Consider the following 25,731-nt stretch of genomic DNA (forward strand, 5'->3'; position numbering starts at 1 on the left):
GTTTCATGGATCTCCTGGAAATCCTCAAACTGCTCTCTGAGACCTTCCTTGATTGGAAGGCGATTGGCGAAGTCCTTCCCAAGATGTTCGCCGTCGGGCTGCCGAACACCCTCGTCCTGGCCGTCACGTCCGGCGTCATCGGCACGGTGCTCGGCATGCTGCTCGCGCTCATGGGGATCTCCCGGAACGCAGGGGCACGGTGGATCGCCCGCGTGTATACGGATATCCTCCGTGGGCTGCCCCCGGTCCTCACGATCCTCGTGATTGGCCTCGGCTTCGGACCAATCATCAAGCAGCTGACAGGTTCCACGAGCCCGTACCCGTTGGCCATCGCGGCGCTGTCCCTGATGTCGGCGGCCTACATCGGCGAGATCTTCCGCTCGGGCATTCAGAGCGTCGACAAAGGACAGCTCGAGGCGACGCGCGCCCTGGGGTTCGGTTACGGCCCTGCCATGCGGCTCGTGGTGGTTCCCCAGGGTGTCCGGCGCGTACTGCCGGCGCTGGTGAATCAGTTCATTGCCCTGATCAAGGAATCGTCCCTCCTCTTTACCCTGGGACTCGTTGCCGCAGAGCGTGAGATCTTCCAGATCGGCAAGGACGCAGCGTCCAATAGCGGAAACCTGTCGCCTTACGTCGCAGCGGCAATCTTCTACCTTGCAATGACCATCCCGCTCACGCACTTCGTGAACTGGATTGACCGCCGTCTTCGCTCGGGCCGGCCGGAGAAGAAAGAACCGGACGAGGTAGCCGCCGTCGTCGGAAAGGGAGCCCACGTATGAGCGAGTTCGTTTCCGGAACGCTGACCGCGAAGAACATCCACTTGTCGTTCGGGTCCAACCATGTCCTGCGCGGGATCGACCTGCACGTTGAGAAGGGCACCACGGCTTCAGTGATCGGCCCTTCCGGCTCGGGAAAATCCACGCTTCTGCGGGTCATGAACCGGCTGATCGAACCCGAGCAGGGTGACATCTTGCTCGATGGCCGTTCAGTGCTCAAGGACAACCCGGATGAACTGCGGCGACGGATCGGTATGGTCTTCCAGCAGTTCAACCTGTTCCCCCACAAGACAGTGGCGGAAAATATCACGCTGGCTTTGCGGAAGCTGCGCGGGATGTCCAAGGATCGGGCCCGTGAGGAGGCGTTGGCACAGCTGGATCTCGTCGGACTCAAGCACAAGGCCGATGCCCGGCCAGCCAATCTCTCCGGTGGGCAGCAGCAGCGTGTGGCCATTGCCCGTGCGCTGGCCATGAAGCCCGAGGTCATGTTCTTCGACGAGGCAACTTCCGCCCTGGACCCTGAGCTGGTCAAGGGCGTGCTCGCGCTCATGGCCGATCTGGCCAAGGGTGGCATGACCATGGTGGTGGTAACCCACGAAATGGGCTTCTCAAGGAACGTGTCGGACACCGTGACGTTCATGGATGCGGGCGTCGTCGTGGAGTCAGGATCGCCCGAACAGCTCTTCACGGAACCTCGAACCGAACGTTTGAAGGGCTTCCTTTCGGACGTACTCTAGGCCTTACCAAGAAATCCCCGGCTTCCAGACGAACCACTCGCCCACGCGGTGGTGAATCGTCCGGAAGCCGGGGATTTTCGTGTAGGGCCAACTGCCCGGCTTTGACCTGGAGAACGGTCAAGGCCGCGGCATCGACCGTTCTACGGAAATCAGGATCGGTCTTCGCCCGCTCCAGGACCTGGGTGTACATCACCCGAACGGAAGCCGTATCTGCGCACAAAGCCATGGTGCCGCCCGCGGCGATGAAATTCGTTGCCCTGTCCCCCATGCTCCAAGGCGACAGCTGCACAGCGTTGCACAGGTCATCGGACACGATGATTCCGGTGAACCCTGCGTCTGCACGCAACATGGTACGCATGATGACGGGTGAGAACGGCGCCATGTGGTCGGGATCGATCTTGTCGTAGTAGGCGTTCGAAATCATGACCCACCGGAGCCCTCCGTCAATCGCGGCCTTGAATGGAGCGAGGTAGGGATCCGTCCGGGTGGTTTCGGCGTCGCGGACATTGGCGCTGACGTCGGTATTCAGGCTGACGCGTCCCATGCCCGGGAAATGCTTGACCACCGGCGCCACCCCTGCGTCCCGCAGCCCGGCCGCCATCGCGTTCCCGAGCTCGGACACCGCGGCCGGGGTGAAGCCGTACTCGCGCTGGAACGCGCCAATGGGCTTGTTGGAGGAAGCGAACTCAGGGCTGGGAACCGTATCCAGTACCGGTGCCAGGTCAACATTCACTCCGGCCTGCAGCAGCTCGGACCCCCAGTTCCGTGCGTCGGCGCGTAATTGTTCCGGGCTCGATTTGCCTTGGTCCAAAGCTGCGGGAATAGGCAGGAAACCGGGTCCCCTGAGGACTTGGACGGAGCCGCCTTCCTGGTCTGTCGCGACGAACAGCGGCAACCCACGGGTTGAAGCCGGCGAAACGCCCGCCTTCAGTTTTTCCACCACTGATGCCGTCGCAGCAACGCCTGTTTGGCTGCGTCCGGCCAGATAGATGTTGCCCACATGGTTGTTCAGGAGCTCAGCAACCGTGCCGGCATCGCCTCCGTCGGCTTTGGCTGCCACCATGAACAACTGTCCTACCCTTTGTTCCAGGGTCAAGTCCGCGAGCCGCTGTTCCGGCGTCGGGTGGGGAGGAGGCGGCAACTCAGTAGGCGTAGCAGGGGAAACTGAAGCAGACGGCGATCCGTCGGCCGGGGGGTTCGAAAACACGGGCGTCGGAGCGGCCTGCGGGGTACCCAGCATCGGGGATGAACCCCCGCCCGCCAACAATCTGCGGTCTGGGCTATCAGAACGCGCGATTCCGGCAAATACCCCTGCCACCAGGGCTAAGAGGACAAGCACTGAAATTCTGGACGGCTTGAGCAGGTGAATCATCGCCTTGTCGATTCGATCGTTGCCCGCAGCCTGCTTCCGGCCCATCGGTACGCGCACGGAGCAGGCTGCAAAACATCGGGAAAACGCCGCGTGTCAGGCAGTCGCCTCCGCGGCCGCCTTGGCTGCGGCCGGCAGCGCGTCGAAGATCCGGTTCATCGCGGCGTCGTCATGCGCGGCGGACAAGAACCACGCTTCGAAGACCGACGGCGGCAGGTAGATACCGGAGTCAAGCATGGAGTGGAAGAACGGCGCGTAGCGGAAGACTTCCTGGGCTTGCGCGTCGGCGTAGTTGTGGACGCCGCTGGCGGATGTACCAAAGGCCACGGAGAAAAGATTCCCTGCGCGCTGGATCGAGTGGTCCACGCCAGCGGTGTCCAGTGCCGATGAAAGGGCCGCGGAGAGTTCCAGGGAGCGGGCATCTACGAAACTGTAGACCTCGGGCGTCGCGTGCGTCAGGGTTGCGACGCCGGCGGCCATCGCCACGGGGTTCCCGGACAAGGTACCTGCCTGGTACACCGGGCCAAGGGGCGCAAGGTAGTCCATCACGTCGCCACGCCCGCCAAGGGCCGCCGTCGGCATGCCGCCGCCGATCACCTTGCCGAAGGTCAGCAGGTCCGGCGCCCAGCCTTCCTGGCGGCCCGTGAGGCCCCAGTAGCCCGCGTAGCCGGTGCGGAAGCCGGTGAGGACCTCGTCCAGGATCAAGAGAGCGCCATGTTCGCGGGTGATGCGGGACAGCCCTGCGTTGAAGCCCTCGATCGGCGTGACGACACCCATGTTGGCGGGAGCAGCTTCCGTGATGACAGCCGCGATGTTGTTGCCGTGCGCAGCGAATGCGGCTTCCACCGCCCCGAGGTCGTTGTACGGCAGGACGAGGGTTTCGGCAGCGGCAGCTTCAGTGACACCGGCTGAACCGGGCAGCGCCATGGTCGCGAGGCCCGAGCCGGCCGCGGCGAGCAGTCCATCGAGGTGGCCGTGGTAGCAGCCGGCGAACTTCACGATCAGGTTGCGGCCAGTGAATCCGCGGGCCAGGCGCACCGCGGTCATGGTGGCCTCGGTGCCCGTGGACACCATGCGGATGCGTTCCACGGCGGAGACGCGTTCCTTGACGATCGCGGCGAGGTTTGCTTCATCCGGCGTCGACGCGCCAAAGGACAAACCGCGGTCGACGGCGGCGTGGACGGCGTCGAGGACGGCCGGGTGCGCGTGGCCCAGCAATGCCGGACCCCAGGAGCAGACGAGGTCGACGTACTCGCGACCATCCGCATCGGTCAGGTACGGTCCCTTCGCGGAAACCATGAACTTCGGAGTGCCGCCAACTGAGCCGAAGGCGCGCACCGGGGAGTTGACGCCGCCGGGCATCAGCGAACGGGCGCGGTCGAACAGCTGGTCGGAGACAGGGGTGTTTGAAGTCATGGTTTCCATTCTTTCAGGGATTCGGGGCGGTTCAGGCGCGGGTTCAGGCGCGTTCAAGTGACGGCGAGCAGTTCGCTAACCAGAGGGGCCACCACAGTGCCGAAGAGTTCGATGCAGCGCATCATGGATTCATGGGGCAGCGTTCCGTTGCTGTATTTGAGGTCAAAACGGTCCACGCCGAGGTTCTGCTTCAGCAGCGCGATTTTCCGGGCGACGGTTTCCGGGGAACCGACATACAGGGCACCCTCCGGAGCGCACATTGCGTCGAACTCGCCCCTGCTGGCAGGACCCCAACCCCGTTCGGCGCCGATCCGGTTACGCTGCGCCAACCAGTGCGGGAACAACTCTTCGCGGGCTTGCTCGTCGGTCGGAGCGACGTGGCCCGGCGAGTGCGTGGCGATCTGCTGCATGGGGTGTCCGTATTTCCCCATGGCCTCGCGGTACAGGTTCACCAGCGGAGCGAAGCGGCGGGGCTCCCCGCCGATGATGGCGAAGATGATCGGATAGCCGTATTGGGCGCAGCGCAGCACCGACTCAGGAGTTCCGCCCACACCAATCCACGTTGGCAGCAAGTGGTGTTCCAGCGGCGGAAAAACGCTCATCCCGTTCACGTTTGGCCGGGTGCGGCCCTCCCAATGCACGGGCTTTTGCGCCCGGACCTTGTCGAACAGTTCAAGCTTCTCCTCGAACAAGACTTCGTAGTCTGCCAGGTCCAGGCCGAACAGCGGGAACGATTCCACGAACGAGCCGCGGCCCAGCATCACCTCCGCCCGACCGTTGGAGAGAGCGTCAACGGTGGAGAAGCGTTGGAAGACCCGAATGGGGTCATCAGAACTCAGCACGGTGACAGCAGAACCGAGCCTGATCCGCGATGTACGGGCGGCTGCGGCCGCGAGGAACACTTCGGGCGCTGAGACAGCGAAGTCCCGGCGGTGGTGCTCCCCCACGCCAAAGGCATGAAGCCCGACGGCGTCCGCCAGTTCCGCTTCGGCCAGCAGCTCCCGCAAAACCTGGGCGTGCGGTTTCGGGTTGCCGTCGGCGTCCAACCCGGCGTCACCGAAGGTGTTCAGTCCGAGGAGGATCTCCGTGGGGCCCACCGGGGCCGTGGGAGTGGAAGCGGTTTCGGCCATCAGGACTCCTTGAGCCAGCCGGCAAGCTCGGACGCCCAGTACGTCAGCACCATATCGGCGCCGGCCCGTTTGATGCCGAGCACGGATTCTGTGATGGCGCCGCGGCGGTCGATCCAGCCGTTCGCGGCAGCCGCTTCGATCATGGCGTATTCACCGGAGATTTGGTAGGCCGCCACGGGAACAGGGCTCATGCCCGCGACGTCGGCCAGGATGTCGAGGTAGCTCATGGCCGGCTTGACCATCACCATGTCCGCGCCCTCTTCGAGGTCTAGTTCCACCTCAATGATGGCTTCCCGGCGGTTGGCAGCGTCCATCTGGTAGGTGCGGCGGTCCCCCTTGAGTTGCGAATCCACGGCCTCGCGGAATGGGCCGTAGAAGGCCGAGGCATACTTCGCCGCGTACGCGAGGACCGCGGTGTTCTGGTGTCCGGCTGCTTCCAGGGCCTGGCGAATCACGGCGATCTGGCCATCCATCATCCCGGACGGTCCCAGGACATGGGCGCCGGCGTCGGCCTGCGCCACGGCCATCTGGGCGTAAATCTCCAGGGTGGCATCGTTGTCCACGTAACCGTTGGCGTCGAGGACCCCGCAGTGGCCGTGGTCCGTGAACTCGTCCAGGCACACGTCGCCCATGACCACCAGGTCATCGCCCACCTCGGAGCGGACATCGCGGATGGCCTTGTTCAGCACGCCGTCCGGATCCAATGAAGCGGTGCCGCGGGCATCACGGACTACGGGAACACCGAAAAGCATGATTCCGCTGACACCAAGCTCCACGGCTTCTGCAGCGGCGCGCTTCAGCGAGTCCGTGGTGTGCTGCACGACGCCGGGCATGGAACTGATCGGAGCCGGCTCGCTGAGTCCTTCGCGAATAAAGGCCGGCAAGATGAGGTCCGCGGGCGCCAGCCGGTGTTCAGCCGTCATCCGGCGCATGGCGGGGGTGGTGCGGAGCCGGCGGGGCCGGTGGTTTGGAAAGCTCAACTTTCGTTCCCTTCGGTTGCGAATACGGTGCGTAGGGCGGCCACGATGCCGGCGGGTGTGGGTTCCTTGGCGGTTGCCGCAACCGGGAGGCCGAGAGCGGCGGCCTCTGCCGCCGTCGAGCGCCCGATCGCGATGAAGCGGCAGCCTTCCAGCGGTGCAAGTGCGGCGTGGATGCGTCGGGCCGCACTGGGCGAGGCGGCGACGACGGCGTGGAGCCGGCCGCCGGAGAGCTCGGCTTTTGCGGCTGCCGGAGTGAGCTCCGGGGCCCCCGTTCCGCCTCCGGCTCGCCAGCCGTTCGCCGCGACCAAGGCAGCGGTGAGTCGGCGTTCGGGGTCGGCGGGGTAGTCCACGGTGTGGTATGCCGTGACGGCCTGGACCGCGGCTCCCTTGGCTTCGATCCCGGCCGCCAACGCTGCATCGGCGATGTCCGCTTGCGGCAACAGCACACTGGCAAAGCCTGTGGGCCAAACAGCGACGAGTCCTGCGGCAGACTGGACATCCTCCGGCGCGAGGTCCACGGGGATGCCCTCCGCTTCGAGAACCCTCCTGCTCGACGGGCCAATCGTTGCGACCCTGACCGAGTCCGGAATCAGTTCCTTCAGCTCCAAACGGCGTTCGGCTGCCTTTTCTTTCAGGGCTCGCACCGTGGTGATGCTGCTGACCACCAACCAGCCGTACGCTCCTGCTCGGAGAGCGTCCAACGCAACCTCGAGCGAATGCTGGTCCCGGGCACGCTCGAAGTCGATCAACGGAAGGACGAGCGGTTCTGCGCCAGCTTCCCGCAGGGCAGCGACGAGCGGGGCTGCACGGTCCGGGCTGCGCGTCACAAGGACCCGGGCGCCTTCAAGGGCCCGGGTCTCCCCTGACTTCATTGCGCTGTGCCGTCCCATGGTCTCCTGTTGGCTTCAGTTATCGGGAAGCGGCAAGATCTGTGATGTCCGCGGCACCCGCAGCAAGCAGGAGCTCAGCGACTTCGATGCCCAGCAACGTGGCGCCCACCTCAGTGAGGCCGTCCGTGGCTTTCTTCTCCCGTACGGTTTTGCTGCCATCCACGGCGCAGACAACAGCTTCCAAGTACAGCATGCTGCCCTTGCGGTAGGCATAGGCGCCCACGGGGGCAGCGCAACCGGCTTCGAGGCGGGCCAATACGGCGCGCTCCGCGGTGACGGCCAAGCGGGTGTCCTCATCGTTCAGGGCGGCGAGGGCCTGGGCGAGGGCATTTTGGGTATTTTGGGCGTCCTGGGAACCTTCAAGCGAGCCGGCCTGTCCGGGAGCATCCGCCGTGCGGCACTCGATCGCGAGCGAGCCCTGCCCCGGCGCGGGAAGCATGACGTCGGTTTCGAAGAATTCAGTCACGACGTCGAGCCGGCTGATTCGCTCCAGTCCCGCCGCGGCGAGGACGACGGCGTCGAGATCGCCACTCTTTCCGGGAACCAGCGCGTCTTCGATGTTCCCCCGGAGCCCGGGAACACGGCCCAGCCGGGTGTCCACGTTGCCGCGGATGTCCACGACGTCAAGGTCCGGACGGGCGGCGCGCAGCTGTGCGGCGCGGCGCGGCGATCCGGTGCCGACCCTTGCGCCTTCCGGAAGATCCGCGAGCTTCAGGCCGTCGCGGGCGCACAAGGCGTCCCGGACGTCGGCCCGCTTGGGCGTTGCGGCAATGGTGAGTCCTGGAGCCGCACCCGTGGGGAGATCCTTCAAGGAGTGCACGGCGACGTCGCACTCGTTCGCCAATAGCGCGTCACGAAGGGCGGCGACGAACACGCCAGTGCCGCCCATCTGGGACAGGGAGCCCGTCCGGACATCGCCTTCGGTTTTGATGCGCACCAACTCCACGGGAAAGCCCCCGACGGCGGCCAGCTGGTCAGCTGCCTGCTGGCTCTGGGTGAGCGCGAGTTTGCTCGCGCGGGTACCGATCCGAACGGTCATTTCGCGCTTTCTCCTACGGGGTAGGCATCATGGCCGGTCCCGACGCTGGTGTCCGCACCCGCAATCGTGGGCTTCTCGCCGCGGAAGTTGGCGCAGCAACCGGGCCGGCAGACGTCGTACCACGGACCCAATCCGGTCATGGCCGGGCGATCGGCGATGTTGTTGGCTACCGTCCGCTCGCAAATGAGGTCCACCAACCCGGAGACAAACTTGCGGTGGGTCCCCGGGGTGGGAACCCGGGTCGCGGCTAGCCCGAAGTTCTTGCAGGTTTCCAATGCCTCGGTGTCCAGGTCCCAGGCCACTTCCATGTGGTCGGAGACGAAGCCGAGGGGAACGATGACAACACCCTTGATCCCTTGCCCTGCCAATTCCTCGAGGGCATCGTTGATGTCCGGCTCAAGCCAGGGAACATGCGGAGCGCCTGAGCGGGACTGATACACCAAGGACCATGGCGCGGTGAGCCCGGATTCGGCTTCAACCCGCCGAACCACCTCGGCGCCTGCCGCCAGGTGCTGGGCCACGTAGGCCGAGTCTTGCTCGAACTCGCGTGGCTCGGCGTCTGAACGCCCGGCGGCCTCGGCGTCACGGATTGGAATGGAGTGGGTCGCGAACAGGATGTGAACCGGCGCGTCCTCGAGACCGGATGCGGCCAGTTTCGACTGTACCTCCGCGAGCCCCGCCGCGGTTCCTTCCACGAAAGGCTCGACGAAGCCGGGGTGGTCGAAGTACTGACGGACCTTGTCTACCTCGAGTTTGCCGTCAAGGCCGGTCTCCGTCAGCGCGATGCCGATGTCCTCGCGGTATTGGCGGCAGCTGGAGTAGCAGGAGTAGGCGCTGGTGGTGACCATGAGCAGCTTGCGGTGGCCGGCGTCGTAGGCTTCCCGGAGCGTCTGCGGAATGTAGGGATCCCAGTTGCGGTTGCCCCAAAGCACGGGCAGGCTGATGCCGCGTGCCGCAAGCTCCGCCTCCAGGGCGGCCTTCAGGTCCCTGTTTTGCTGGTTGATGGGGCTGATGCCACCAAACGCGCGGTAGTGGTGGGACACCTCTTCGAGGCGCTCATCCGGGATTCCGCGGCCGCGGGTCACATTGCGCAGGAAGGGAATGACATCGTCCTGGCCTTCGGGGCCGCCGAAGGCGGCGAGGAGAACGGCATCGTACTCTTTGGGAGCCATGCGTCCGGCCTCAGTGACGTCATTGACCTCAGTGAGGCTGACTGGCCCTGTGGAGTGGCGGCCGCTCACGCTAGGACCTCGGCGATCTCCGTGGCGGTGATCCGGCGGCCGGTGTAGAACGGGATTTCCTCGCGCACGTGGTTGCGGGCATCGGTGGCCCGCAGGTGGCGCATGAGGTCAACCAGGTCAACAAGCTCCGGCGCTTCCAGGCCGAGGATCCACTCCCAGTCGCCCAAGGCGAAGGAGGACACGGTGTTGGAGATGACCTGCGGGAAGTCGCGGCCCAGCATGCCGTGATCGCGCAGCATCTTTCCACGCTCTTCGGCCGGCAGGATGTACCACTCATAGGAGCGGACGAACGGGTAGACGCACAACCAGGTGCTGGGCTCGACGCCGCGGGCGTAGGCCGGAACGTGGTTCTTGGCGAATTCGGCTTCACGGTGGACGCCCATGGCAGACCAGACGATCTCGGTGCCGGCGAACAGGGCGCTGCGGCGGATGTCACGGACTGCCTGTTGCAGGGCCTCGGGCTTGGCGCCGTGGAGCCACACCATGACATCGGCGTCGGAACGCATGGCGGAGACGTCGTAGCTTCCGCGGAGGACCACGCCGTCCCCGGCGAGCGTGGCAGCCAGCTGCTCGAAATCCTGGACAGCATCGGCGCTGCGCAGGACATCGCCCGACCGCTTGAAGACGGTCCACAGCGTAAAGAACTGCTCTTCGGATTCGGCAGTTTTAGTGACAGATTCGGCAGAAGTGTGGCTCATGGTACAAGTCTGCCCCGTGGATGCCGCTAAGTCGAAATGCATAACTTCTACAAGACGTAGAAGTGATGCATTTCACAAAATTGCGTCGATTTGCGCAAAAGTGTCCGCAACCACGGCAGCCAGGCCGTTTCCGGCGAGCCAGCCGCCCACAATCGCCAGGCCCCCGGCATCGGAGCAGACGCGGCGCACCTCGGCAACACGTTGTTTGTGACCAACCGCGGCGAACGGCAAGGCACCCGCCCAGCGGACCACGTCCCAATCGAGCACGTCTTCGCGGACGATCGGCACGGTCAGCAACGTCGAGGCATCACGGAGCGCAGCCTCAAACAAGGCATCGTCATCGAGTGAGGCGACGGATTGCGCGGCTGCCGATTCAACGACGTCCGCCCCTTCGGCCCGCCCGTAGGAAAGGCGCAGCACATGGGTGCCGGGCCCGGCTTCTTCGGCCAGCCAGTCCCATTTGGCCGTGGCATGCGTCAGGGCTTTCGCCTCGATTCCGGCGGTTTGCGGTGCCACCAGGATCCCGGTGCCGCGGGGGCGGCGGTCCAGTTCGGGCACGTCCACCACCAAGGTCACCAAGCTCACCAGCGGGCCGGCCGCGGGACGCAACCCGGACAGCTCCGGAAGGGCGTCCTGCAGTAGTCCGACGGCGCCCGGACCGTCGAGTGCCACCACAAGCCGCCCGCCGTCGTACGTTTTGTGTTCGGTGGAAACCTGCCAGCCGCTTTCGGTGCGGGCGATGGAATCCACCCGGGCAGCGGAAATCAGGGTGACACCTTGGGATCGCAGCTCCGCGATGAGGGCGGTGATCAGGGTGTTCATCCCGCCTTTCAAGCCCCCGACGGCAGATCCGGCCTTCGCCTCGCCTGTTCCGTTTTGCCCCGAAATAGCCTTACGCTGGCTGGCCACCGCAGCGGCCAACGAGCCGTGCCCGCGCAATGCCGCACGGAGGCCGGGGGCCACCATATCGACGTCGAGCAGTCCGGGATCGGCAGAGTGCACTCCGCCAACCACAGGTGCCACAAGCCGTTCAAGCACCCGCTTGCCCATCCGCGCCCGGACCAATGCAGCGACGCTCGTGACCGCGGCCGAGGTACCCACTGTCGCCGGCAGGTAGCGGTCAAGGGAGGCACGCAAGGAACCGGCGAGACCCAAGGAACGGCGGACCTCCGGGTCCCAGGGATTCGCGGGAATTCCGAGCACACCGGTCTTGGGGAGCTCTTGCGGGCCGTCGGGCAACTGCACCCAGGCGCCGCCCGGATGCGGCGCGACGATGCTGGCACCGAGGCCGAGTTCGCGGGCGAGATCAGCCACGGCGGTTGACCGGGTGGCGAAGGATTCGGCGCCGCTGTCCAGCTCAAGGCCGGCCACAGTATGGCTTCCCACGCAACCGCCCCACGCGTCACTGGCTTCGATCACGGTGACAGCGATCCCGGCCTTGGCCAGCCCCCGGGCCGCGAGAAGGCCGGAAATACCGCCGCCCACGACGACGGCGGTCAACCTAGCTGCTGAATCTCCGGGAAGTGCGTGTTCGGGCTGTGTTTGTGCCCCGCGCATGCCCGCTATCCTGCCGGGATCGAGTGGATGAGTTCCACTACCCGGGTCAGGACGGCGGGGTCCGTCTCCGGAGGCACGCCGTGGCCGAGGTTCAGGACGTGGCCCGGCGCTGCGGAACCGGCGGCGATCACCTCGCGCACATGGGCTTCCAGGACCTCCCACGGCGCGGAAAGTAGCGCAGGGTCAATGTTGCCCTGCAGAGGCACAGTGCCGCCCAGACGTCGGTTTGCTTCGTCAAGCGGCAGCCGGTAGTCCACGCCTACAACATCCACGCCAACGTCGCGCATAGCAACGAGCAACTCGGAGGTTCCGGTGCCGAAGTGGACCAGCGGGGCGCCGAGATGGCGGACGTGGTCGAGGGCGCGGGTCGAGGCGGGAGCAACGTACTTGGCGTAGTCGGCCAAGCCAAGGGAGCCAGCCCACGAGTCGAACAGCTGCCCGGCAGACGCGCCGGCTTCCAGTTGGGCGCGCAGGAACATTCCGGAAGCATCCGCGGCCCAATTGGCCAGGGCGGTCCAGGTTTCCGGATCGGCGTGCATCATGGTGCGCGGACCGAGGTGGTCCCGGGACGGCTTGCCTTCCACCATGTACGCAGCGAGAGTGAATGGCGCACCTGCGAAGCCGATCAGCGGGGTGGTGCCGAGCTCCGCCACGGTCAGGCGCACGGCCTCGCGGATGGGTTCGAGGGCTTCCCACGTGAGTACCGGCAGCGCGGCGACGTCGGCTGCGGTGCGGACTGGCTTGTCCAGGACGGGCCCGACGCCGGGCACAATGTCTACGCCGACTCCCGCCAGCTTGAGGGGGATGACGATGTCGGAGAAGAAGATCGCTGCGTCAACGTCGTGGCGGCGGACCGGCTGCAAGGTGATCTCCGAGGCGAGTTCGGGACGCAGGCACGAGTCCAGCATCGCGACGCCTTCACGGACCTTGAGGTATTCCGGCAACGATCGGCCAGCCTGGCGCATGAACCACACCGGGCGACGGGACGGCTTGCCACCGCGGTAGGCCTGGATCAGGGGTGAGTCTGCGGTGCGGCCATCCATGAGCGGGTGGTTTGCGTCAAGGCTTGAGGCGACGATGCCGGAATGGCCGGCGGCCGGCACAGAGTTGGCCGACACAGAGTCGGCCGACGCGGAGTGAGGCAGTGCAGAACTGGAGGTCATGCCTTCGATTGTGCCGAAGATCGGGCCCAAAAGATAACGACAGCCTGTCCCACACCATGGGAGGTGGCGGGCGTCACTCCGGGCAGTGCGGAGAACCACTACCATGCGTTGTTCTACATGGCGCCGAAAAAGCTATGATTGCTTTGCTGTGGTTCTTTTCTCATTGGTGGCTACACACGCCGACATCGACCTTGAAACCGTCGCTCAGTTGAGCAACGGTTCATCCGAGGTTGCCTCGTCCGCTTTGGCCGATTCCCAACTTGTCTCCGGCGCCGTGGTCCTGGCCACCTGCAACCGCTACGAAATCTATGGCGAAACGCCGCATGTCGAGAACCTCGAAGCCGCGCGCTCAGCGCTCGTCACGCAGATCAGTGGCTTGAGCGGGCTCAACGAGCAACTCGTCTCGCGCGCCTTCAGCACCCGCACCGGCCCTGAGGTCAGCAGGCACCTCTTTGCCGTGAGCGCCGGGCTGGACTCCGCCGTCGTGGGCGAACGCGAAATCGCCGGACAGGTGCGCCGGGCCCTCATCACTGCCCAGCATGAAGGAACCGCAAGTTCAGGACTTGTCCGGCTGTTCCAGGCCGCCTCCAAGACCGCAAAGGACGTCGGGGCCCAGACCGCCCTCGGTTCGCGTGGCCTGTCGATCGTTTCCGTTGCCCTGGACCTCGCCACGGATCTCTCGGAGAACGCCGACTGGGGCACCAAAAAGGTTGTCGTCTTCGGAACCGGCGCCTACGCCGGAGCCACCATGTCTCTTCTTCGCGAGCGCGGCTGCACCGATGTGTCGGTCTATTCGTCCTCCGGCCGGGCCGAGGCTTTCGTGGCGACCCGCGGCGGAACCGCGCTCGACGCCGAAACCCTTCCTGCCGCCGTCGCCGCGGCGGACGTCATGATCGGCTGTAGCGGATCGGAAACGCGCGTCGAGGCCGCGGAGCTTGCCAAGGTCCGCGCGTTGTCGCCTCAAACGCTCATTGCGATCGACCTCGCGCTCACCCACGACTTCGACCCCGCAGTGGGCGAGCTCGACGGCGTTGAGCTCCTGACGCTCGAATCCGTCCGCCTGGCGGCACCCCAGGAACAGGCGGAGTCGCTGGCACAAGCGAGCACCATTGTGTTCGGCGCAGCAGCGGCCTTCGAACAAGAGCGGGAGGCCCGCTCTGTTGACTCGGCCATTGTGGCGCTCCGCCGCCACACCATGAGCGTCCTCGACGCCGAAATGGAGAAAGTCCGGGCACGGCACGGCTGCACCGCTGCGGCCGAAGAAGTCGAGTTCGCCCTCCGGCGCATGGTCAAGCAATTGCTGCATATCCCCACGGTCCGTGCGCGGGAGCTTGCCGCCAACGGCCAGCAGGACGAGTATGTGGCCGCACTCGAGGCCCTGTATGGCATCCAGGTGGAACAGCCTGTTGCCGCGGCCCCGGCAGCTGAATGCCCTGTGGACCACCAACAGGCACCTCAGCAGGCTGAAAGCGCGTAGTACACGCGACGCCGCCCGGCCCCGGCGGCGGTTCGCAAGCCACATGCTGCAATTCACTTAGAGCATGCGCTCCCCTGATCGCTAGGACTGGACATAACAGGGTTATGTCCAGCGGCAATGACCGCGAATGAGCATGTCCCTTGTGGGGGTGCGAATGTGGGTGCGAACCGCGGGGTCCTATTCGAAAGCGTTGACGCCGGTCATTTCGGCGGAGACGGTCCACAACCGTTGTGCCGCTTCAGGATCCACAGCGTGCGCATCAACGCCCTGGTATCGAGCCAGGGGCGAGGCCGGATCCGTGGGGTTGGCTATATCGCAGTCTTCGCAATACACCCCGCCCATGCCCTCCAGGGCCGGTGACGTGGCTGCCCACGTGGACGTGGCGGCTCCCTGCTCCGGAGTCTTGAAACCTTCCCTGACGTTGCCTTCGGCGTCCATCCACCCGGCGGCAACCATCTCTTCCCGTGGCAGGTGGCGCTGCAGCTCGGTCATAATGCCTCCGGGATGGACCGCAAAGGCCCGCACCCCGGAAGACCGGCCCAAGCGGTCCAGCTCCACGGCGAACAGCGCGTTGGCCGTCTTTGCCTGGCCGTAGGCCTTCCATTTGTCGTAGCCGGTCTCGAAATTGATGTCCTCGAAACGGATCGGCGAGAGTTTGTGTCCCGTGGAGGACAAGGACACGACGCGGGCCGAGCCGGCAGCCGCCAGCGCGGGCCACAACGTGTTGAGAAGCGTGAAGTGGCCCAGGTGGTTGGTGGCGAACTGGGACTCCCAGCCCGGACCCACGCGCTGCTCCGGGCTGGCCATGATAGCCGCGTTGTTGATCAGGATGTCCAGTGTTGGGTTCGATGCCAGGAAGCTTGCCGCGAAATCCTTCACCCCTTCCTGGTCGGCCAGATCCAAAGCCTCCACGGCCACTTGTTCCGGCCCCAGACCGGCCGAGGCGAGGACTTCTTTCGCGTGCTCGGGCCGTCTGGCTGGAACCGTGACCCGCGCCCCCGCAGCGGACAATGCCCGTACCGTTTCCAGGCCGAGACCGGAGTAGCCACCGGTGACAATGGCCGTTTTACCGTGGAGGTCCACCCCGGCGACCACGTCCGATGCCGTGGAGCCGTGGCCGAATCCCGATCCGATGGGGTGCTGCGGTGTTGTCATGGAATCGTCGCTCATGTCACGACCTTTCGTGTTCAGTACGCTGTCGGGTCAGTAGACGGGCTTGCCGGGCTCGACGTCACGAACCCAAGCGAGGATCCCGCCGTCGAGATGGCTGACGCGCGTGTAACCAGCACGCTGGGCTGCCGCGAGCACCGTAGCGGAACGGGTGCCGCCCTTGCAATGGAACACGATCTCTTTGTCCTGCGGAAGCTCCGTCCAGGCCTCCCCGGCCAGGATCCGTCCCTGCGGGATGAGCACCGAGCCGTCGATGTTCACAATCTCATGCTCACCGATCTCGCGGACGTCCACCAGTTCGAAGTCGCGCTCCCCCGCTGCGCGGGCCGCAAGCATTCCGGAGAGTTCGGTGGCCGTGACGGTCCGAATCGAGCCACTTGGGGGCGTCTGGGTGATGCCACAGAAAGCCTCATAGTCGGTCAATTCGGTGATCGGCTCGGCCTCCGGATCCTTGGAAACCTTGATTTCCCGCCAACTGCCGCCGAGCGCGTCAAAGAGCGCCACTCGGCCCAGCATGGAGCGCCCGACGCCGGTGATCAGCTTCACTGCCTCCGTCACCATGAGCGAGCCCACAGCCGCGCACAGCATGCCGAACACGCCGCCTTCGCCGCAGGACGGGACCGAACCGGCAGGAGGGGCCTCAGGATACAGATCGCGGTAGCTGGGTCCGTGCTTCTCCCAGAACACGCTGACCTGGCCGTCGAACCGGAAGATGGATCCCCACACGTAGGGTTTGCCGAGAATGGCGGCAGCGTCGTTCACCAGGTACCGGGTGGAGAAATTGTCTGCGCCGTCCAGGATGAGGTCGTAACCGGCGAAGAGCTCCAAAGCGTTGGAAGAGTCCAGGCGCACATTGTGCAGTTGAACGTTCACGAGCGGGTTGAGTTCCTTTATGGCGTCCCGCGCCGATTCAATCTTCGGCCGGCCCACGTCGGCCACCCCGTGGATGACCTGGCGCTGCAAGTTGCTGAGGTCGACGACGTCGTCGTCCACAATGCCAAGGGTGCCGACCCCGGCTGCGGCCAGGTAGAGCAGGGCGGGTGAGCCCAAACCACCGGCACCTATCACGAGCACTTTCGCGTTCTTGAGCCGACGCTGACCGGCCGCTCCGATTTCGGGAATAATGAGGTGGCGCGAGTAGCGTTCCACCTCTTCGGTGGTCAGCTCTCCGGCCGGTTCCACGAGGGGCGGCAGTGCGGAAGAAGGAGATGTCGGCAACGTTTGGGCAGCAAAAGTAGTGGCCATACTCCAAAGTATGCCTGCCGCTGCCGCCCGGTCATATTACTGCGCAGTATTGTGGTCATAACTGCAAAGGAAAGGCGGCAGACAAGTGGCTGAGAGCACACGTATCAAACAGGAGGCACAGGTCAAGCAAGACCGGACCGGTTCGCCACGCTCTGCGAGGCTGCCGCGCGACGAACGCCGGGCCCAGCTCCTGAACGCCGCCCTGGAAGTGTTTGTCGCCAACGGCTTCCACGGCGCAGCCATGGACGAAATCGCCGAGACAGCCCACGTCAGCAAGCCGGTGCTGTACCAACACTTCCCGTCGAAGCGGGAGCTGTACATGGCACTCCTGGACAGCCATCTGGCCATGCTCACGGACCAGATGCTCACGGCACTGAATTCGACCTCGGACAACAAGGAACGGGTCCAGGCCGTCATGCGCGCTTACTATCGCTTCATCGCGGGCGATGACCAGGCGCATCGGCTCGTTTTCGAATCGGACCTCATCAATGACCCGGACGTCAGTTCCCGCCTGGAGACTTTCAACCGCACGTTCGCTGACGCGGTCGCCAAGGTCATTGCCGAAGACACCAAGCTGCCCCCGCTGGAGGCACAGTTGCTGGGCCGGGGCTTGGCTGGAATGGCGCAGGTCAGCGCCCGCTATTGGCTCGAAACCGACGGCGATTTGGACCTCGACGTGGCCAGCGACCTGATCTACCGTTTAGCTTGGCGCGGAATCAGTCGCTTCCCCAAAGAGTCCTAGGCTACAAATAGAGGACTGAGTAAATTCTTGATTGGCTGGGAGGCCCTGCTGTGGAAGTAAAGATCGGCATTCAGAACGTTGGCCGTGAGATCGTGCTGGAGTCCGCTCTGGATGCCGAGGCTGTTGCCAAGATCGTGGGCGAGGCCATTGCCAACGGAACAGACTTGCGTCTCACCGACGAGAAGGGCCGCCAGGTCATCGTCCCCGGCAACGTCCTCGGCTACGTTGAGATCGGGGCCGAGGAAGTCCGCAGGGTCGGTTTCGGCGCCCTCTAAGCTCTACCTCAGAACACCAGCGAGCCAGGAGTCCGCATGCTCTCACTTGTCATCGTGGCGCTAGCCACTGTCGCTTCAGGCTTCATTGTTTGGGGAAATGACAAACATCGTGGCACGTACGGAATCGCCGTCCCCGCTTGTGTTTCGGTAGCCGTCGCCATGCTGAGTTGGATGGTCTTCATCCAGCTCGGCTCTGGCTACCAGCCCGGTGTGACCTGGATCCCGTGGGTCTTGCCCATCATTCTGGGCACTGCGGTGGCCGCGGCTGTCGCGTTCTTGCTGGGCCGCCATCGGTTCCGGCACGACGCTGCCCAGCTGACGGCAGCCCTGCGGCTCTAGCTGGCGCTGCGGCTCTAGCTGGCGCTGAAGCTCTGATCACAGATCCGGCTCGTGGCCCGCTTCGGTGCAGAGGCACAACCTATTTCCTTGTGAATCCGTGACCACCACCCATTTGGGTGCGTGGTCACGGTCCATTAACGCCCCGGTAGCGGCGGTCTTCTCCAAAGCGGGTTCCGATTCAGCCTGGCTTCGGTGCACATCCAAGTGGATCCGGTTCGGATTGGGCGTTTCTGTTTCTTGGAACCACACGTTGGGCCCGCGGCCATAGGGATCCTCGAGATCTCCAAAGCGGCCCTTGCGGTAGCCAAGCGCTACTCGCCAGACTTCCGAGATCTCTTCCGGATCAGGGGTGTCTATTCCAACCTCAACCGTGCGGTAGAGTCCCGGCTCGGCCACGGCCCCGCCTTCCTTGGCTGCTTGGCTGGCGTGGGTGGCCGCGCGGATGTCGCGAAGCGTGACTTCGCTCCCGGCGTCGTGGGAGGTATAGCGGACGAACACCCGGTTGTAGCGCCAGTCCAGGTCCGGGTGGTGGTTCTGTTCCTCGGCGATGCGCCCGACGGCGGCAATCAGCTCAAGTGCCGACGCCGACGTCGGGCATTTGTAGGCGGTGACGAGACCGCCCAGGCGGTACCGCCAGTCCGGCAGCACCGCCAGGGCGTCGTCAATCGCGGGCCTGGTGAGAATGTCATCCTTGCCGGCCATGGGGGGGCTCCTTCGCTGACGTGGGATCCTTCGCAGGATGCCCCAGCGGCCGGCAGAAGCCCGCTAGAGGAACTCGGCCCGGCCTTCCATGGCCGAGGAGGCCAGAGCATGCTCCCGGCGCGGGATGCGGCCCGCCTGCTTCGCCAGCCTACCGGCGATGACTGCGTGTTTGAAGGCCTCGCCCATCCGCACCGGGTTCTGGGCCCGGGTCACGGCGGTGGCCAGCAGTACGGCGTCGCAGCCGAGCTCCATGGCCAAGGCTGCGTCGGACGCGGTGCCGATGCCGGCGTCGAGCACTACCGGCACCGAGGCGCGGGACACAATCAGCTCGATGTTGTGGGGATTCAGGATGCCCAAACCGGTGCCGATTGGCGCCCCCAAAGGCATCACCGCGGTAGCCCCCAGGTTTTCCAGGCGAAGCGCCAGCACGGGGTCGTCGTTGGTGTAAGCGAAGACCTTGAAGCCGCGGTCGACGAGTTTCTCGGTGGCATCCACGAGTTCCACCGCGTCAGGCAGGAGCGTGTGCTCGTCGGCGATGACCTCGAGCTTCACCCAATCCGTCTCCAGCGCCTCCCGGGCAAGCTCGGCTGTCATGACAGCGTCCTTTGCGGTAAAACAGCCGGCGGTGTTGGGAAGGACACGGATCCCGTGATCCACGAGCAATTGGAACAGGGAGCCTGTTTCCGTGGGCGAATACCTCCGCATGGCAACGGTGGTGAGTTCGGTACCCGAGGCCAGCAGGGCTGCTCCTAGACCGTCCAAGCTCGGCGCCCCGCCGGTCCCCATGATGAGGCGCGAGCTGAACTCAACGCCGTCGATCACCAAGGCGTCAGTTTGGGTGCTTGCTGTTTGAGTGCTTGCTGCGGTCATGGTTCAACCTCCCTGTACTGCGGTAACGATTTCGAGTTCGTCGCCTTCTGCGAGCGCTGTGGCAGCCCATTGGCTGCGTGGCACCACTTCGGAATTGCGCGCGACGGCGACGCCAATCTTTCGTCCGTCGGCCGCCTGGCCCCTGGCATCCAAGGCACGTCCAGTGATGTGGGTGACGAGCGTGGTCACGGAGGCGTCGTCGCTCAGCGTGTGGTCGGCGCCGTTCAATTTGATGTTCATGGGTGGTCCTTCGGAAGGGGATTTAAGGTGGCAGCCTGCGAGCCGTTTGTCGCGACGCCTGCTTTTGCGAGTGGTTTGGAGAAGCGGTCAGGGCGGAACTTGTTCCAGCGTGGATCATCAGTGCCATCCATGAGTCCGACGCAGATTTTCGCGGCTGCCGGGGTCAGGAGCACTCCGTGCCGGAAAAAGCCGCTAGCCACGATGAGGCCACGCACGGTGCCTTCAGTTCCTTCGGGGCCGGCGCCTGTTGCCACCCTCCCCAGCAGGGGTGCGTTGTCCGGTGTCCCAGGACGGGCACGGGCAGTGGCTTCCAGGAGTTCCAATTCTGCTACGGCCGGGACCAGCGCCTGCGCGTCGCGGAGCAATTGGTATACCCCACCGGCCGACACCGGGTTCGCGGATCCACCCGAAGCCGACAAGCCGTCCTCGCGCTGCGTTGCGCCGATCACCACGGTCCCGTCCTCGCGGGGGACGATGTAGACCGGCACCCCGCGCACCATCCCGCGGACCGTTGCAGTGACCAGGGGCCGAAGGTGTTCCGGAACGCGCAGCCTCAGTATGTCGCCGTACACGGGGCGTAGCGGGAGGGACAAGCCATCCGGCAGCCCGTTCAACCGTGCAGCGTGCAGGCCGTTGGCAACCACTGTTTCCTTGGCGAGCACCCGTGTGCCTGACTCGAGCTCAGCCCCGACGACGCGCCCGTCCTCCCACAGAAGGCTCGCCGCCTTGTTTCCGACCGCAAAGCCATCCTCGGCCCCCTCAACCCAACTGGAGTCAGCGGGCTGGTGGTCTCCCAGTGCGCCAACAATCGCGGCCGCAAGTTTTCGCGGATCCACTTGGTGGTCGCCGGGAATGTGGAAGGCACAGGAAATCTGCGGGCTCAACAGCGGCTCACGTTCCCGTGCTTCGCGCAGCGGCAAAGATTCCACCATCAAACCGTTGGCCAGCTGGACGTCCCGGAGGTCGGCGAGCGCCCGGCGGTCCGCAGCGTCCGCGCCGACGGCGAGGGTCGGAGTCGTGCGGTATCCCGTACTGCGTCCGTTACTTGAGCCGGACAAGTGACGTTCGAAGTCCGGCCACAAGGCCGACGATTCGAGCATGAGTTCCAGGAGGTCCTCTTCCTGGTAGTGCAGTTCGCTGACGGGCGCCAGCATGCCCGCTGCCGCGAACGTAGCGCCGCTTGCCGGTGCGGGGTCGATGAGGACCACCGAGCGGCCGGACCTGCGGGTTTCCCACGCGATGCCGAGGCCGATGACACCGCCCCCGATCACCGCCACATCGGCGCGCAGGGGTTCGCGCTGGGTGTTCACTTCGTCCATGGAGTCCTTCCCTACGCCGGTACTAGCCGGATCAGGTCAAGCGGTCGGCGCTGAAGCCCTCTCAGCCGCGCGGCGATTGTGACTGCCGCCGCGGCTCCCGCGGTACCAGCCCAGTTTAGAGGAACTACTCTGTTTTCATGACCCAGCACGATGTCCACACCACCGCCCGCCTGTACTTATGCACCGACGCCCGCAAACGGCAGGGCGATTTTGAGCAGTTTGTCGATGCCGCGTTCGAGGGCGGCGTGGACATCATCCAGCTGCGGGACAAGACGATTGAGGCGGCCGAGGAACTGGAGCTCCTGGAAGTTCTGCATTCCGTGGCCCACCGTCATGGCCGGCTCTGGGCCGTCAACGACCGCGCAGATATCGCGTCCCTCTCCGGCGCTCCGGTGTTCCATATCGGCCAGAAGGACATCCCGCTGCGCTCGGCCCGGAAGCTGCTCCACGATCCCACCATTATCGGCCTCTCGACGCACACGCCCGAACAGATTGACGCTGCCATTGCCGCATCGCCTGGCCGCAGCGGCCTGGACTATTTCTGCGTCGGACCGGTGTGGGCAACCCCCACCAAGCCGGGGCGTTCCGCCGTCGGGCTCGATCTCGTGAAGTACGCTGCCGAGGCCATGAAGAAGGCAGACGCAGAGACCGTGGGCGGCGTTGTGCTCCCTTGGTTCGCAATCGGCGGCGTCGATCTCAGCAACGTTGAGGAAGTGGTGCAAGCCGGCGCCAGCCGCATCGTGGTGGTGCGGGCCATCACTGAAGCAGAGGATCCCACGGCCGCAGCCCAAGCGCTCCTTGCCGCCCTGGACGCTGCGGCGGCTTAGCAAGACTCCGGGGGATTTTGGAGTTACCCTGACTTTCGTGTCACATCAGCGGATAGCACCGAATCTCAGTGAAACGTCGAACACGCTCGCAGAGGCGCTGGCGGCGCTTCGAATTGAGCTTGAGCTGCCTGACGGCTATCCCATCGAAGCGCTGCGCGACGCCGAAACTGCGGTTTCCGGCCACACACTGCCCGCGCAGGACCTCACGGAGATTCCGTTCATCACGATCGACCCGGCATCTTCCACGGATCTCGATCAAGCGCTTTTCATTGAGCCGTCCGGCGACGGTTACAGAGTTCTCTACGCGATCTCCGACGTGCCCTCCTTTGTTACTCCGGGAGGGGCGCTCGACGGCGAGACCCGCCACCGCGGGCAAACGTACTATGCCCCGGACGGGCGCATCCCGCTGCACCCCGAGATCATCAGCGAACGTGCCGGAAGCCTGCTGGCTGGTCAGACGTGCGGCGCCTACGTATGGGACTTCGAACTCGACGCCGAAGCGGAATTCCGTACGGTCTCCGTGCGTCGGGCCAGGGTTCGCAGCCGCGCCAAGCTCAACTACAAGGGCGTTCAAACGGAGATTGATTCCGGAACAGCTGATCCGGTCCTGCAACTCCTCAAGGAGGTCGGGCTCAAGCGGGTGGAACTCGAACGCCGCCGCGGCGGAGCCAGCCTGAACATGCCGGAACAGGAAATCATCCAGCTGCCCGACGGCGAGGGGTACAGGATCGTTGCTGCTCCCCCGTTGCCGGTAGAAGACTGGAACGCCCAGATTTCGCTTATGACCGGGATGGCAGCAGCCCAGCTGATGCTCGACGGAAAAGTGGGCATCCTGCGTACCATGCCCGCCCCCGATGAACGCTCGTTGCTCCATTTCAAACGGCAGACGGGCGCCCTCGGCAAGCCTTGGCGCGACGGGATCAGCTACGGCGAGTACCTGCGGACCCTCGATGCCAGGGATCCCCGGCAGCTGGCCATCCTCCATTCGGCAGGGATGCTCTTCCGCGGCGCCGGCTACACGCCTTTCGACGGCGAGGTACCAGACAGGGTAATGCAGTCCGCGATCGGGGCCCCGTATGCCCACGCGACTGCTCCGTTGCGGCGGCTGATCGATCGCTTCGTTTTGGTCATCTGCGAAGCCCTGAGCGCCGGGACAGCAATTCCGGCATGGGCACGGGATGCCCTCCCGAGCTTGCCCGCCATCATGGCGTCATCCGATCAGCTTGCCGGGAAGCTTGAGCGCCTGGCCCTGGACACTGTGGAGGCAGCGCTCCTGGTGAACCATATCGGCCAGGAGTTCGACGCCGTCGTCATCTCCGGGTCGAAACCCGCCAAGAACAACGGCAACGGGAACAGCACCAACGGCAACAACGGGAATGGGAACGGAGCCCCGCACGGTCCCTACGGCATTGTCCAGATCGCCGAGCCCGCGGTCACCGCTCGTTGCGACGGCGAAATGGAGTCCGGCACGAAGGTCCGCGTGAAACTGCTTGACGCGGACATCGCCACCCGCCAAATCACCTTCGAATTGCTCGCGTAGCGGAGCCCGTTCGCAGGCCCGGGGCCCCGATCCGGGGTTTATTGCCCCCAGACGCTAGACTGTGTGAGTAGTAATGGATGCCCGGTCGTTGATTCAGTTAATTTTTTGACATTCAACAAGCCCGCCCCTACGCGATCTTGAGATACACCAACTGGTCCCCAGTGCCAGTATTTAGATAGCCCGCGATCGGCTTCCACTGGATTTGCTTGCGCCCATCCGTGCTCCGGAACGGCCCTGCCACAACCGTTGAGCACGCAGCGCAGCCCAAATGAATAAGGAAAACTCCACTGTGAGTGAATTGCACACCCATGAAGTTCTGACAGACGGAACCGAAACGATCGAACCCGAGGAGACCATTTCCTCGGATGAAATACCCCACGAGATCGCAGAAAAGTCCTTCGCCGATTACAACGTCCGCGCCGACATCGTTGAATCCCTTGCCGACGCCGGAATCACCCACCCCTTCCCCATCCAGGCCATGACCCTCCCGGTAGCCTTGGGCGGTCACGACATCATCGGCCAGGCCAAGACGGGTACTGGAAAGACCCTCGGCTTCGGCATTCCGGCGCTGCAGCGCGTCGTCGGACCGGACGACGCCGGCCATGACAAGCTCGCTGTCCCGGGTGCACCCCAGGCCCTCGTGATTGTTCCTACCCGCGAACTCGCCGTTCAGGTGGCCAACGACCTCCAGACTGCGTCCCGGAAGCGCAACGCGCGCATCGCGACGATCTACGGCGGCCGCGCTTACGAGCCCCAGATCGAGGCCTTGCAGAAGGGCGTCGAGGTTGTCGTCGGCACGCCCGGCCGTTTGATCGACCTCTACAAGCAGAAGCACCTGAACCTCAAGAACGTTCGCATGGTGATTCTCGACGAAGCAGACGAGATGCTTGACCTCGGCTTCCTTCCGGACGTCGAGACCCTGATTGCCGGAACACCCGCCGTACGCCAGACCCTGCTCTTCTCGGCCACCATGCCCGGCCCGGTCATCGCCATGGCCCGCCGCTACATGACGCAGCCCACTCACATCCGTGCCGCCGACCCGGACGACGAAGGCTTGACCAAGCGGGACATCCGGCAGCTCATCTACCGTGCCCACAGCATGGACAAGGTCGAGGTGGTCGCCCGCATCCTGCAGGCCCGCGGACGCGGCCGGACCATCATCTTCACCAAGACCAAGCGCACCGCAGCCAAGGTCGCCGAGGAACTCGTGGACCGCGGCTTCGCAGCCGCCGCCATCCACGGTGACCTGGGCCAGGGCGCCCGCGAGCAGGCCCTCCGCGCCTTCCGCAACAACAAGGTGGACGTCCTCGTGGCCACGGACGTCGCCGCCCGCGGCATCGACGTCGATGACGTCACGCACGTGATCAACTATCAATGCGTCGAAGACGAAAAGATCTACTTGCACCGCGTTGGCCGCACCGGCCGCGCCGGCAACAAGGGCACGGCTGTGACGTTCGTCGATTGGGACGACATGCCGCGCTGGGGTCTCATCAACAAGGCGCTGGGCCTGAGCTACCCGGAGCCCGTGGAAACCTACTCCTCGTCGCCGCACCTCTTCGAGGAGCTGGACATCCCCGCGGGCACCAAGGGCCGCTTGCCCCGCGACAAGCGCGTTCTGGCCGGCGTCGACGCTGAGGTCTTGGAAGACCTCGGCGAGACCGGCAAGAAAAACTCGCGCTCCGGCGGCGATTCCGGGCGTGGACGCTCCGGCCGGGACGGCGGACACGAAAGTGGACGCCATGGCGCGAAGTCCGGCGATGCTCCCTCTCGCGAGGGCAGCGGCGAGGCTGGACGCAACCGCACGCGCCGTCGTCGTACTTCCGAAGGCGACGCAGCCCCTGCCGAAGCTGCGGCCCAGTCTGCCGAGCCGCAGTCCGGCGAAGGTGTGGACAAGCCTTCCCGCGCACGCCGTTCCCGCACCCGCCGCCGCAACGGCGAAGTGGTGGCCGCTTCCGGTGGTTCCGCCGAGAGCACCGAGGCTTAACGGCC

Annotated in this window: 25 protein-coding genes and 1 riboswitch; of the genes, 9 read left to right on the forward strand and 16 right to left on the reverse strand. The window is 65.0% G+C overall.

Annotation, left to right across the window (positions count from 1 at the left end; all coding sequences use genetic code 11):
* The first annotated feature begins 14 nt into the window (after positions 1 to 14).
* Positions 15 to 779, forward strand: coding sequence for an amino acid ABC transporter permease (locus LFT43_RS13945; protein WP_395803092.1), 765 nt, complete (start codon positions 15 to 17; stop codon positions 777 to 779).
* A complete protein-coding gene (locus LFT43_RS13950) occupies positions 776 to 1,513 on the forward strand; it encodes an amino acid ABC transporter ATP-binding protein (protein ID WP_395797695.1) in 738 nt (245 codons plus the stop codon). The genes LFT43_RS13945 and LFT43_RS13950 overlap by 4 nt, the downstream gene beginning before the upstream one ends.
* Here the strand turns inward: LFT43_RS13950 and LFT43_RS13955 are convergent.
* The 10 genes from LFT43_RS13955 to hemE form a co-directional block, all read right to left on the reverse strand.
* On the reverse strand, positions 1,461 to 2,576 hold the full coding sequence (locus LFT43_RS13955; RefSeq protein WP_395797697.1) for a glycoside hydrolase family 3 N-terminal domain-containing protein: 1,116 nt from the start codon (positions 2,574 to 2,576) through the stop codon (positions 1,461 to 1,463). The genes LFT43_RS13950 and LFT43_RS13955 overlap by 53 nt on opposite strands.
* A gap of 402 nt (positions 2,577 to 2,978) precedes the next feature.
* A complete protein-coding gene (gene hemL, locus LFT43_RS13960) occupies positions 2,979 to 4,298 on the reverse strand; it encodes a glutamate-1-semialdehyde 2,1-aminomutase (protein WP_395797699.1) in 1,320 nt (439 codons plus the stop codon).
* Positions 4,299 to 4,351: 53 nt separating this feature from the next.
* Positions 4,352 to 5,428 (reverse strand): LLM class flavin-dependent oxidoreductase, encoded by a 1,077-nt coding sequence (locus LFT43_RS13965; protein WP_395797701.1) that lies wholly within the window; start codon positions 5,426 to 5,428, stop codon positions 4,352 to 4,354.
* A complete protein-coding gene (hemB, locus tag LFT43_RS13970; protein ID WP_395797703.1) occupies positions 5,428 to 6,408 on the reverse strand; it encodes a porphobilinogen synthase in 981 nt (326 codons plus the stop codon). Before hemB ends, LFT43_RS13965 begins: the two co-directional genes overlap by 1 nt.
* Positions 6,405 to 7,298: a uroporphyrinogen-III synthase gene (locus tag LFT43_RS13975; protein ID WP_395797705.1), complete on the reverse strand. Its 894-nt coding sequence runs from the start codon at positions 7,296 to 7,298 to the stop codon at positions 6,405 to 6,407. The genes hemB and LFT43_RS13975 overlap by 4 nt, the downstream gene beginning before the upstream one ends.
* 19 nt (positions 7,299 to 7,317) lie before the next feature.
* On the reverse strand, positions 7,318 to 8,337 hold the full coding sequence (hemC, locus tag LFT43_RS13980; protein WP_395797707.1) for a hydroxymethylbilane synthase: 1,020 nt from the start codon (positions 8,335 to 8,337) through the stop codon (positions 7,318 to 7,320).
* On the reverse strand, positions 8,334 to 9,509 hold the full coding sequence (locus tag LFT43_RS13985; RefSeq protein WP_395803094.1) for a ferrochelatase: 1,176 nt from the start codon (positions 9,507 to 9,509) through the stop codon (positions 8,334 to 8,336). The genes hemC and LFT43_RS13985 overlap by 4 nt, the downstream gene beginning before the upstream one ends.
* A 65-nt stretch (positions 9,510 to 9,574) precedes the next feature.
* Complete coding sequence (gene hemQ, locus LFT43_RS13990) at positions 9,575 to 10,276, reverse strand: hydrogen peroxide-dependent heme synthase (RefSeq protein ID WP_395797710.1); 702 nt, start codon at positions 10,274 to 10,276, stop codon at positions 9,575 to 9,577.
* Between the two features lie 72 nt (positions 10,277 to 10,348).
* Complete coding sequence (gene hemG, locus LFT43_RS13995) at positions 10,349 to 11,833, reverse strand: protoporphyrinogen oxidase (protein ID WP_395797712.1); 1,485 nt, start codon at positions 11,831 to 11,833, stop codon at positions 10,349 to 10,351.
* A 5-nt stretch (positions 11,834 to 11,838) separates the two neighbouring features.
* Positions 11,839 to 12,996 (reverse strand): uroporphyrinogen decarboxylase, encoded by a 1,158-nt coding sequence (gene hemE / locus LFT43_RS14000; RefSeq protein WP_395797714.1) that lies wholly within the window; start codon positions 12,994 to 12,996, stop codon positions 11,839 to 11,841.
* A gap of 148 nt (positions 12,997 to 13,144) precedes the next feature.
* Here hemE and LFT43_RS14005 point away from each other — a divergent pair, with 148 nt between their 5' ends.
* Positions 13,145 to 14,473 carry a glutamyl-tRNA reductase gene (locus tag LFT43_RS14005; RefSeq protein ID WP_395797716.1) on the forward strand — a complete coding sequence of 443 codons (1,329 nt, stop codon included), beginning with the start codon at positions 13,145 to 13,147 and terminating at the stop codon, positions 14,471 to 14,473.
* Positions 14,474 to 14,650: 177 nt separating this feature from the next.
* Here LFT43_RS14005 and LFT43_RS14010 read toward each other — a convergent pair whose 3' ends face one another.
* Together LFT43_RS14010 and moeB are read right to left on the reverse strand one after the other, a co-directional pair.
* The gene (locus LFT43_RS14010; protein WP_395797718.1) at positions 14,651 to 15,643 is read right to left on the reverse strand and encodes an SDR family NAD(P)-dependent oxidoreductase; all 993 of its coding nucleotides are present in this window, start codon (positions 15,641 to 15,643) and stop codon (positions 14,651 to 14,653) included.
* Positions 15,644 to 15,676: 33 nt separating this feature from the next.
* On the reverse strand, positions 15,677 to 16,888 hold the full coding sequence (gene moeB, locus LFT43_RS14015) for a molybdopterin-synthase adenylyltransferase MoeB (RefSeq protein WP_395797720.1): 1,212 nt from the start codon (positions 16,886 to 16,888) through the stop codon (positions 15,677 to 15,679).
* Positions 16,889 to 16,973: 85 nt separating this feature from the next.
* On the opposite strand from moeB, the gene LFT43_RS14020 reads away from it, so the two are divergent.
* The 3 genes from LFT43_RS14020 to LFT43_RS14030 are packed head-to-tail and all read left to right on the forward strand — an operon-like array spanning position 16,974 to position 18,244.
* On the forward strand, positions 16,974 to 17,630 hold the full coding sequence (locus LFT43_RS14020; protein ID WP_395797722.1) for a TetR/AcrR family transcriptional regulator: 657 nt from the start codon (positions 16,974 to 16,976) through the stop codon (positions 17,628 to 17,630).
* A 50-nt stretch (positions 17,631 to 17,680) separates the two neighbouring features.
* Positions 17,681 to 17,905 carry a DUF3107 domain-containing protein gene (locus LFT43_RS14025; protein WP_395797724.1) on the forward strand — a complete coding sequence of 75 codons (225 nt, stop codon included), beginning with the start codon at positions 17,681 to 17,683 and terminating at the stop codon, positions 17,903 to 17,905.
* Positions 17,906 to 17,941: 36 nt separating this feature from the next.
* Positions 17,942 to 18,244 carry a hypothetical protein gene (locus tag LFT43_RS14030; RefSeq protein WP_395797726.1) on the forward strand — a complete coding sequence of 101 codons (303 nt, stop codon included), beginning with the start codon at positions 17,942 to 17,944 and terminating at the stop codon, positions 18,242 to 18,244.
* A gap of 36 nt (positions 18,245 to 18,280) precedes the next feature.
* Here the strand turns inward: LFT43_RS14030 and LFT43_RS14035 are convergent, their stop codons facing one another.
* The 4 genes from LFT43_RS14035 to thiO all read right to left on the reverse strand — a co-directional run bounded on the left by LFT43_RS14035 (position 18,281) and on the right by thiO (position 21,375).
* Positions 18,281 to 18,946: a 4a-hydroxytetrahydrobiopterin dehydratase gene (locus LFT43_RS14035; protein WP_395797728.1), complete on the reverse strand. Its 666-nt coding sequence runs from the start codon at positions 18,944 to 18,946 to the stop codon at positions 18,281 to 18,283.
* Positions 18,947 to 19,009: 63 nt separating this feature from the next.
* Positions 19,010 to 19,816, reverse strand: coding sequence for a thiazole synthase (locus LFT43_RS14040; RefSeq protein ID WP_395797730.1), 807 nt, complete (start codon positions 19,814 to 19,816; stop codon positions 19,010 to 19,012).
* A 3-nt stretch (positions 19,817 to 19,819) separates the two neighbouring features.
* Positions 19,820 to 20,056: a sulfur carrier protein ThiS gene (gene thiS, locus LFT43_RS14045; protein WP_395797732.1), complete on the reverse strand. Its 237-nt coding sequence runs from the start codon at positions 20,054 to 20,056 to the stop codon at positions 19,820 to 19,822.
* Complete coding sequence (thiO, locus tag LFT43_RS14050) at positions 20,053 to 21,375, reverse strand: glycine oxidase ThiO (RefSeq protein ID WP_395797734.1); 1,323 nt, start codon at positions 21,373 to 21,375, stop codon at positions 20,053 to 20,055. The genes thiS and thiO overlap by 4 nt, the downstream gene beginning before the upstream one ends.
* A riboswitch (TPP riboswitch) is annotated at positions 21,367 to 21,486 on the reverse strand. (Overlaps the previous gene by 9 nt.)
* A gap of 26 nt (positions 21,487 to 21,512) precedes the next feature.
* On the opposite strand from thiO, the gene thiE reads away from it, so the two are divergent.
* The 3 genes from thiE (at position 21,513) to LFT43_RS14065 (ending at position 25,726) form a co-directional block, all read left to right on the forward strand.
* Positions 21,513 to 22,202, forward strand: a complete 690-nt coding sequence (gene thiE, locus LFT43_RS14055) for a thiamine phosphate synthase (RefSeq protein WP_395797736.1) — start codon at positions 21,513 to 21,515, stop codon at positions 22,200 to 22,202.
* Between the two features lie 37 nt (positions 22,203 to 22,239).
* Complete coding sequence (locus tag LFT43_RS14060) at positions 22,240 to 23,742, forward strand: RNB domain-containing ribonuclease (RefSeq protein ID WP_395797739.1); 1,503 nt, start codon at positions 22,240 to 22,242, stop codon at positions 23,740 to 23,742.
* Between the two features lie 289 nt (positions 23,743 to 24,031).
* Positions 24,032 to 25,726 (forward strand): DEAD/DEAH box helicase, encoded by a 1,695-nt coding sequence (locus tag LFT43_RS14065; RefSeq protein ID WP_395797741.1) that lies wholly within the window; start codon positions 24,032 to 24,034, stop codon positions 25,724 to 25,726.
* Positions 25,727 to 25,731: the final 5 nt, after the last annotated feature.

This window comes from Arthrobacter sp. FW306-04-A (assembly GCF_044358315.1).
Classification (GTDB): domain Bacteria; phylum Actinomycetota; class Actinomycetes; order Actinomycetales; family Micrococcaceae; genus Arthrobacter.

What these genes read in the sequence shown, in the direction of transcription:
- hemQ (WP_395797710.1), bottom strand. Translation starts at nt 10,276, where the DNA reads ATGAGCCACACTTCTGCCGAATCTGTCACTAAAACTGCCGAATCCGAA.
- thiS (WP_395797732.1), bottom strand. Translation starts at nt 20,056, where the DNA reads ATGAACATCAAATTGAACGGCGCCGACCACACGCTGAGCGACGACGCC.
- LFT43_RS14030 (WP_395797726.1), top strand. Translation starts at nt 17,942, where the DNA reads ATGCTCTCACTTGTCATCGTGGCGCTAGCCACTGTCGCTTCAGGCTTC.
- hemG (WP_395797712.1), bottom strand. Translation starts at nt 11,833, where the DNA reads ATGCGCGGGGCACAAACACAGCCCGAACACGCACTTCCCGGAGATTCA.
- hemC (WP_395797707.1), bottom strand. Translation starts at nt 8,337, where the DNA reads ATGACCGTTCGGATCGGTACCCGCGCGAGCAAACTCGCGCTCACCCAG.
- hemL (WP_395797699.1), bottom strand. Translation starts at nt 4,298, where the DNA reads ATGACTTCAAACACCCCTGTCTCCGACCAGCTGTTCGACCGCGCCCGT.
- thiO (WP_395797734.1), bottom strand. Translation starts at nt 21,375, where the DNA reads ATGGACGAAGTGAACACCCAGCGCGAACCCCTGCGCGCCGATGTGGCG.
- moeB (WP_395797720.1), bottom strand. Translation starts at nt 16,888, where the DNA reads ATGGCCACTACTTTTGCTGCCCAAACGTTGCCGACATCTCCTTCTTCC.
- LFT43_RS13985 (WP_395803094.1), bottom strand. Translation starts at nt 9,509, where the DNA reads ATGGCTCCCAAAGAGTACGATGCCGTTCTCCTCGCCGCCTTCGGCGGC.
- LFT43_RS13975 (WP_395797705.1), bottom strand. Translation starts at nt 7,298, where the DNA reads ATGGGACGGCACAGCGCAATGAAGTCAGGGGAGACCCGGGCCCTTGAA.
- LFT43_RS14010 (WP_395797718.1), bottom strand. Translation starts at nt 15,643, where the DNA reads ATGAGCGACGATTCCATGACAACACCGCAGCACCCCATCGGATCGGGA.
- LFT43_RS14035 (WP_395797728.1), bottom strand. Translation starts at nt 18,946, where the DNA reads ATGGCCGGCAAGGATGACATTCTCACCAGGCCCGCGATTGACGACGCC.
- LFT43_RS13965 (WP_395797701.1), bottom strand. Translation starts at nt 5,428, where the DNA reads ATGGCCGAAACCGCTTCCACTCCCACGGCCCCGGTGGGCCCCACGGAG.
- LFT43_RS14040 (WP_395797730.1), bottom strand. Translation starts at nt 19,816, where the DNA reads ATGACCGCAGCAAGCACTCAAACAGCAAGCACCCAAACTGACGCCTTG.
- LFT43_RS13950 (WP_395797695.1), top strand. Translation starts at nt 776, where the DNA reads ATGAGCGAGTTCGTTTCCGGAACGCTGACCGCGAAGAACATCCACTTG.
- thiE (WP_395797736.1), top strand. Translation starts at nt 21,513, where the DNA reads ATGACCCAGCACGATGTCCACACCACCGCCCGCCTGTACTTATGCACC.
- LFT43_RS13955 (WP_395797697.1), bottom strand. Translation starts at nt 2,576, where the DNA reads ATGGTGGCAGCCAAAGCCGACGGAGGCGATGCCGGCACGGTTGCTGAG.
- hemE (WP_395797714.1), bottom strand. Translation starts at nt 12,996, where the DNA reads ATGACCTCCAGTTCTGCACTGCCTCACTCCGCGTCGGCCGACTCTGTG.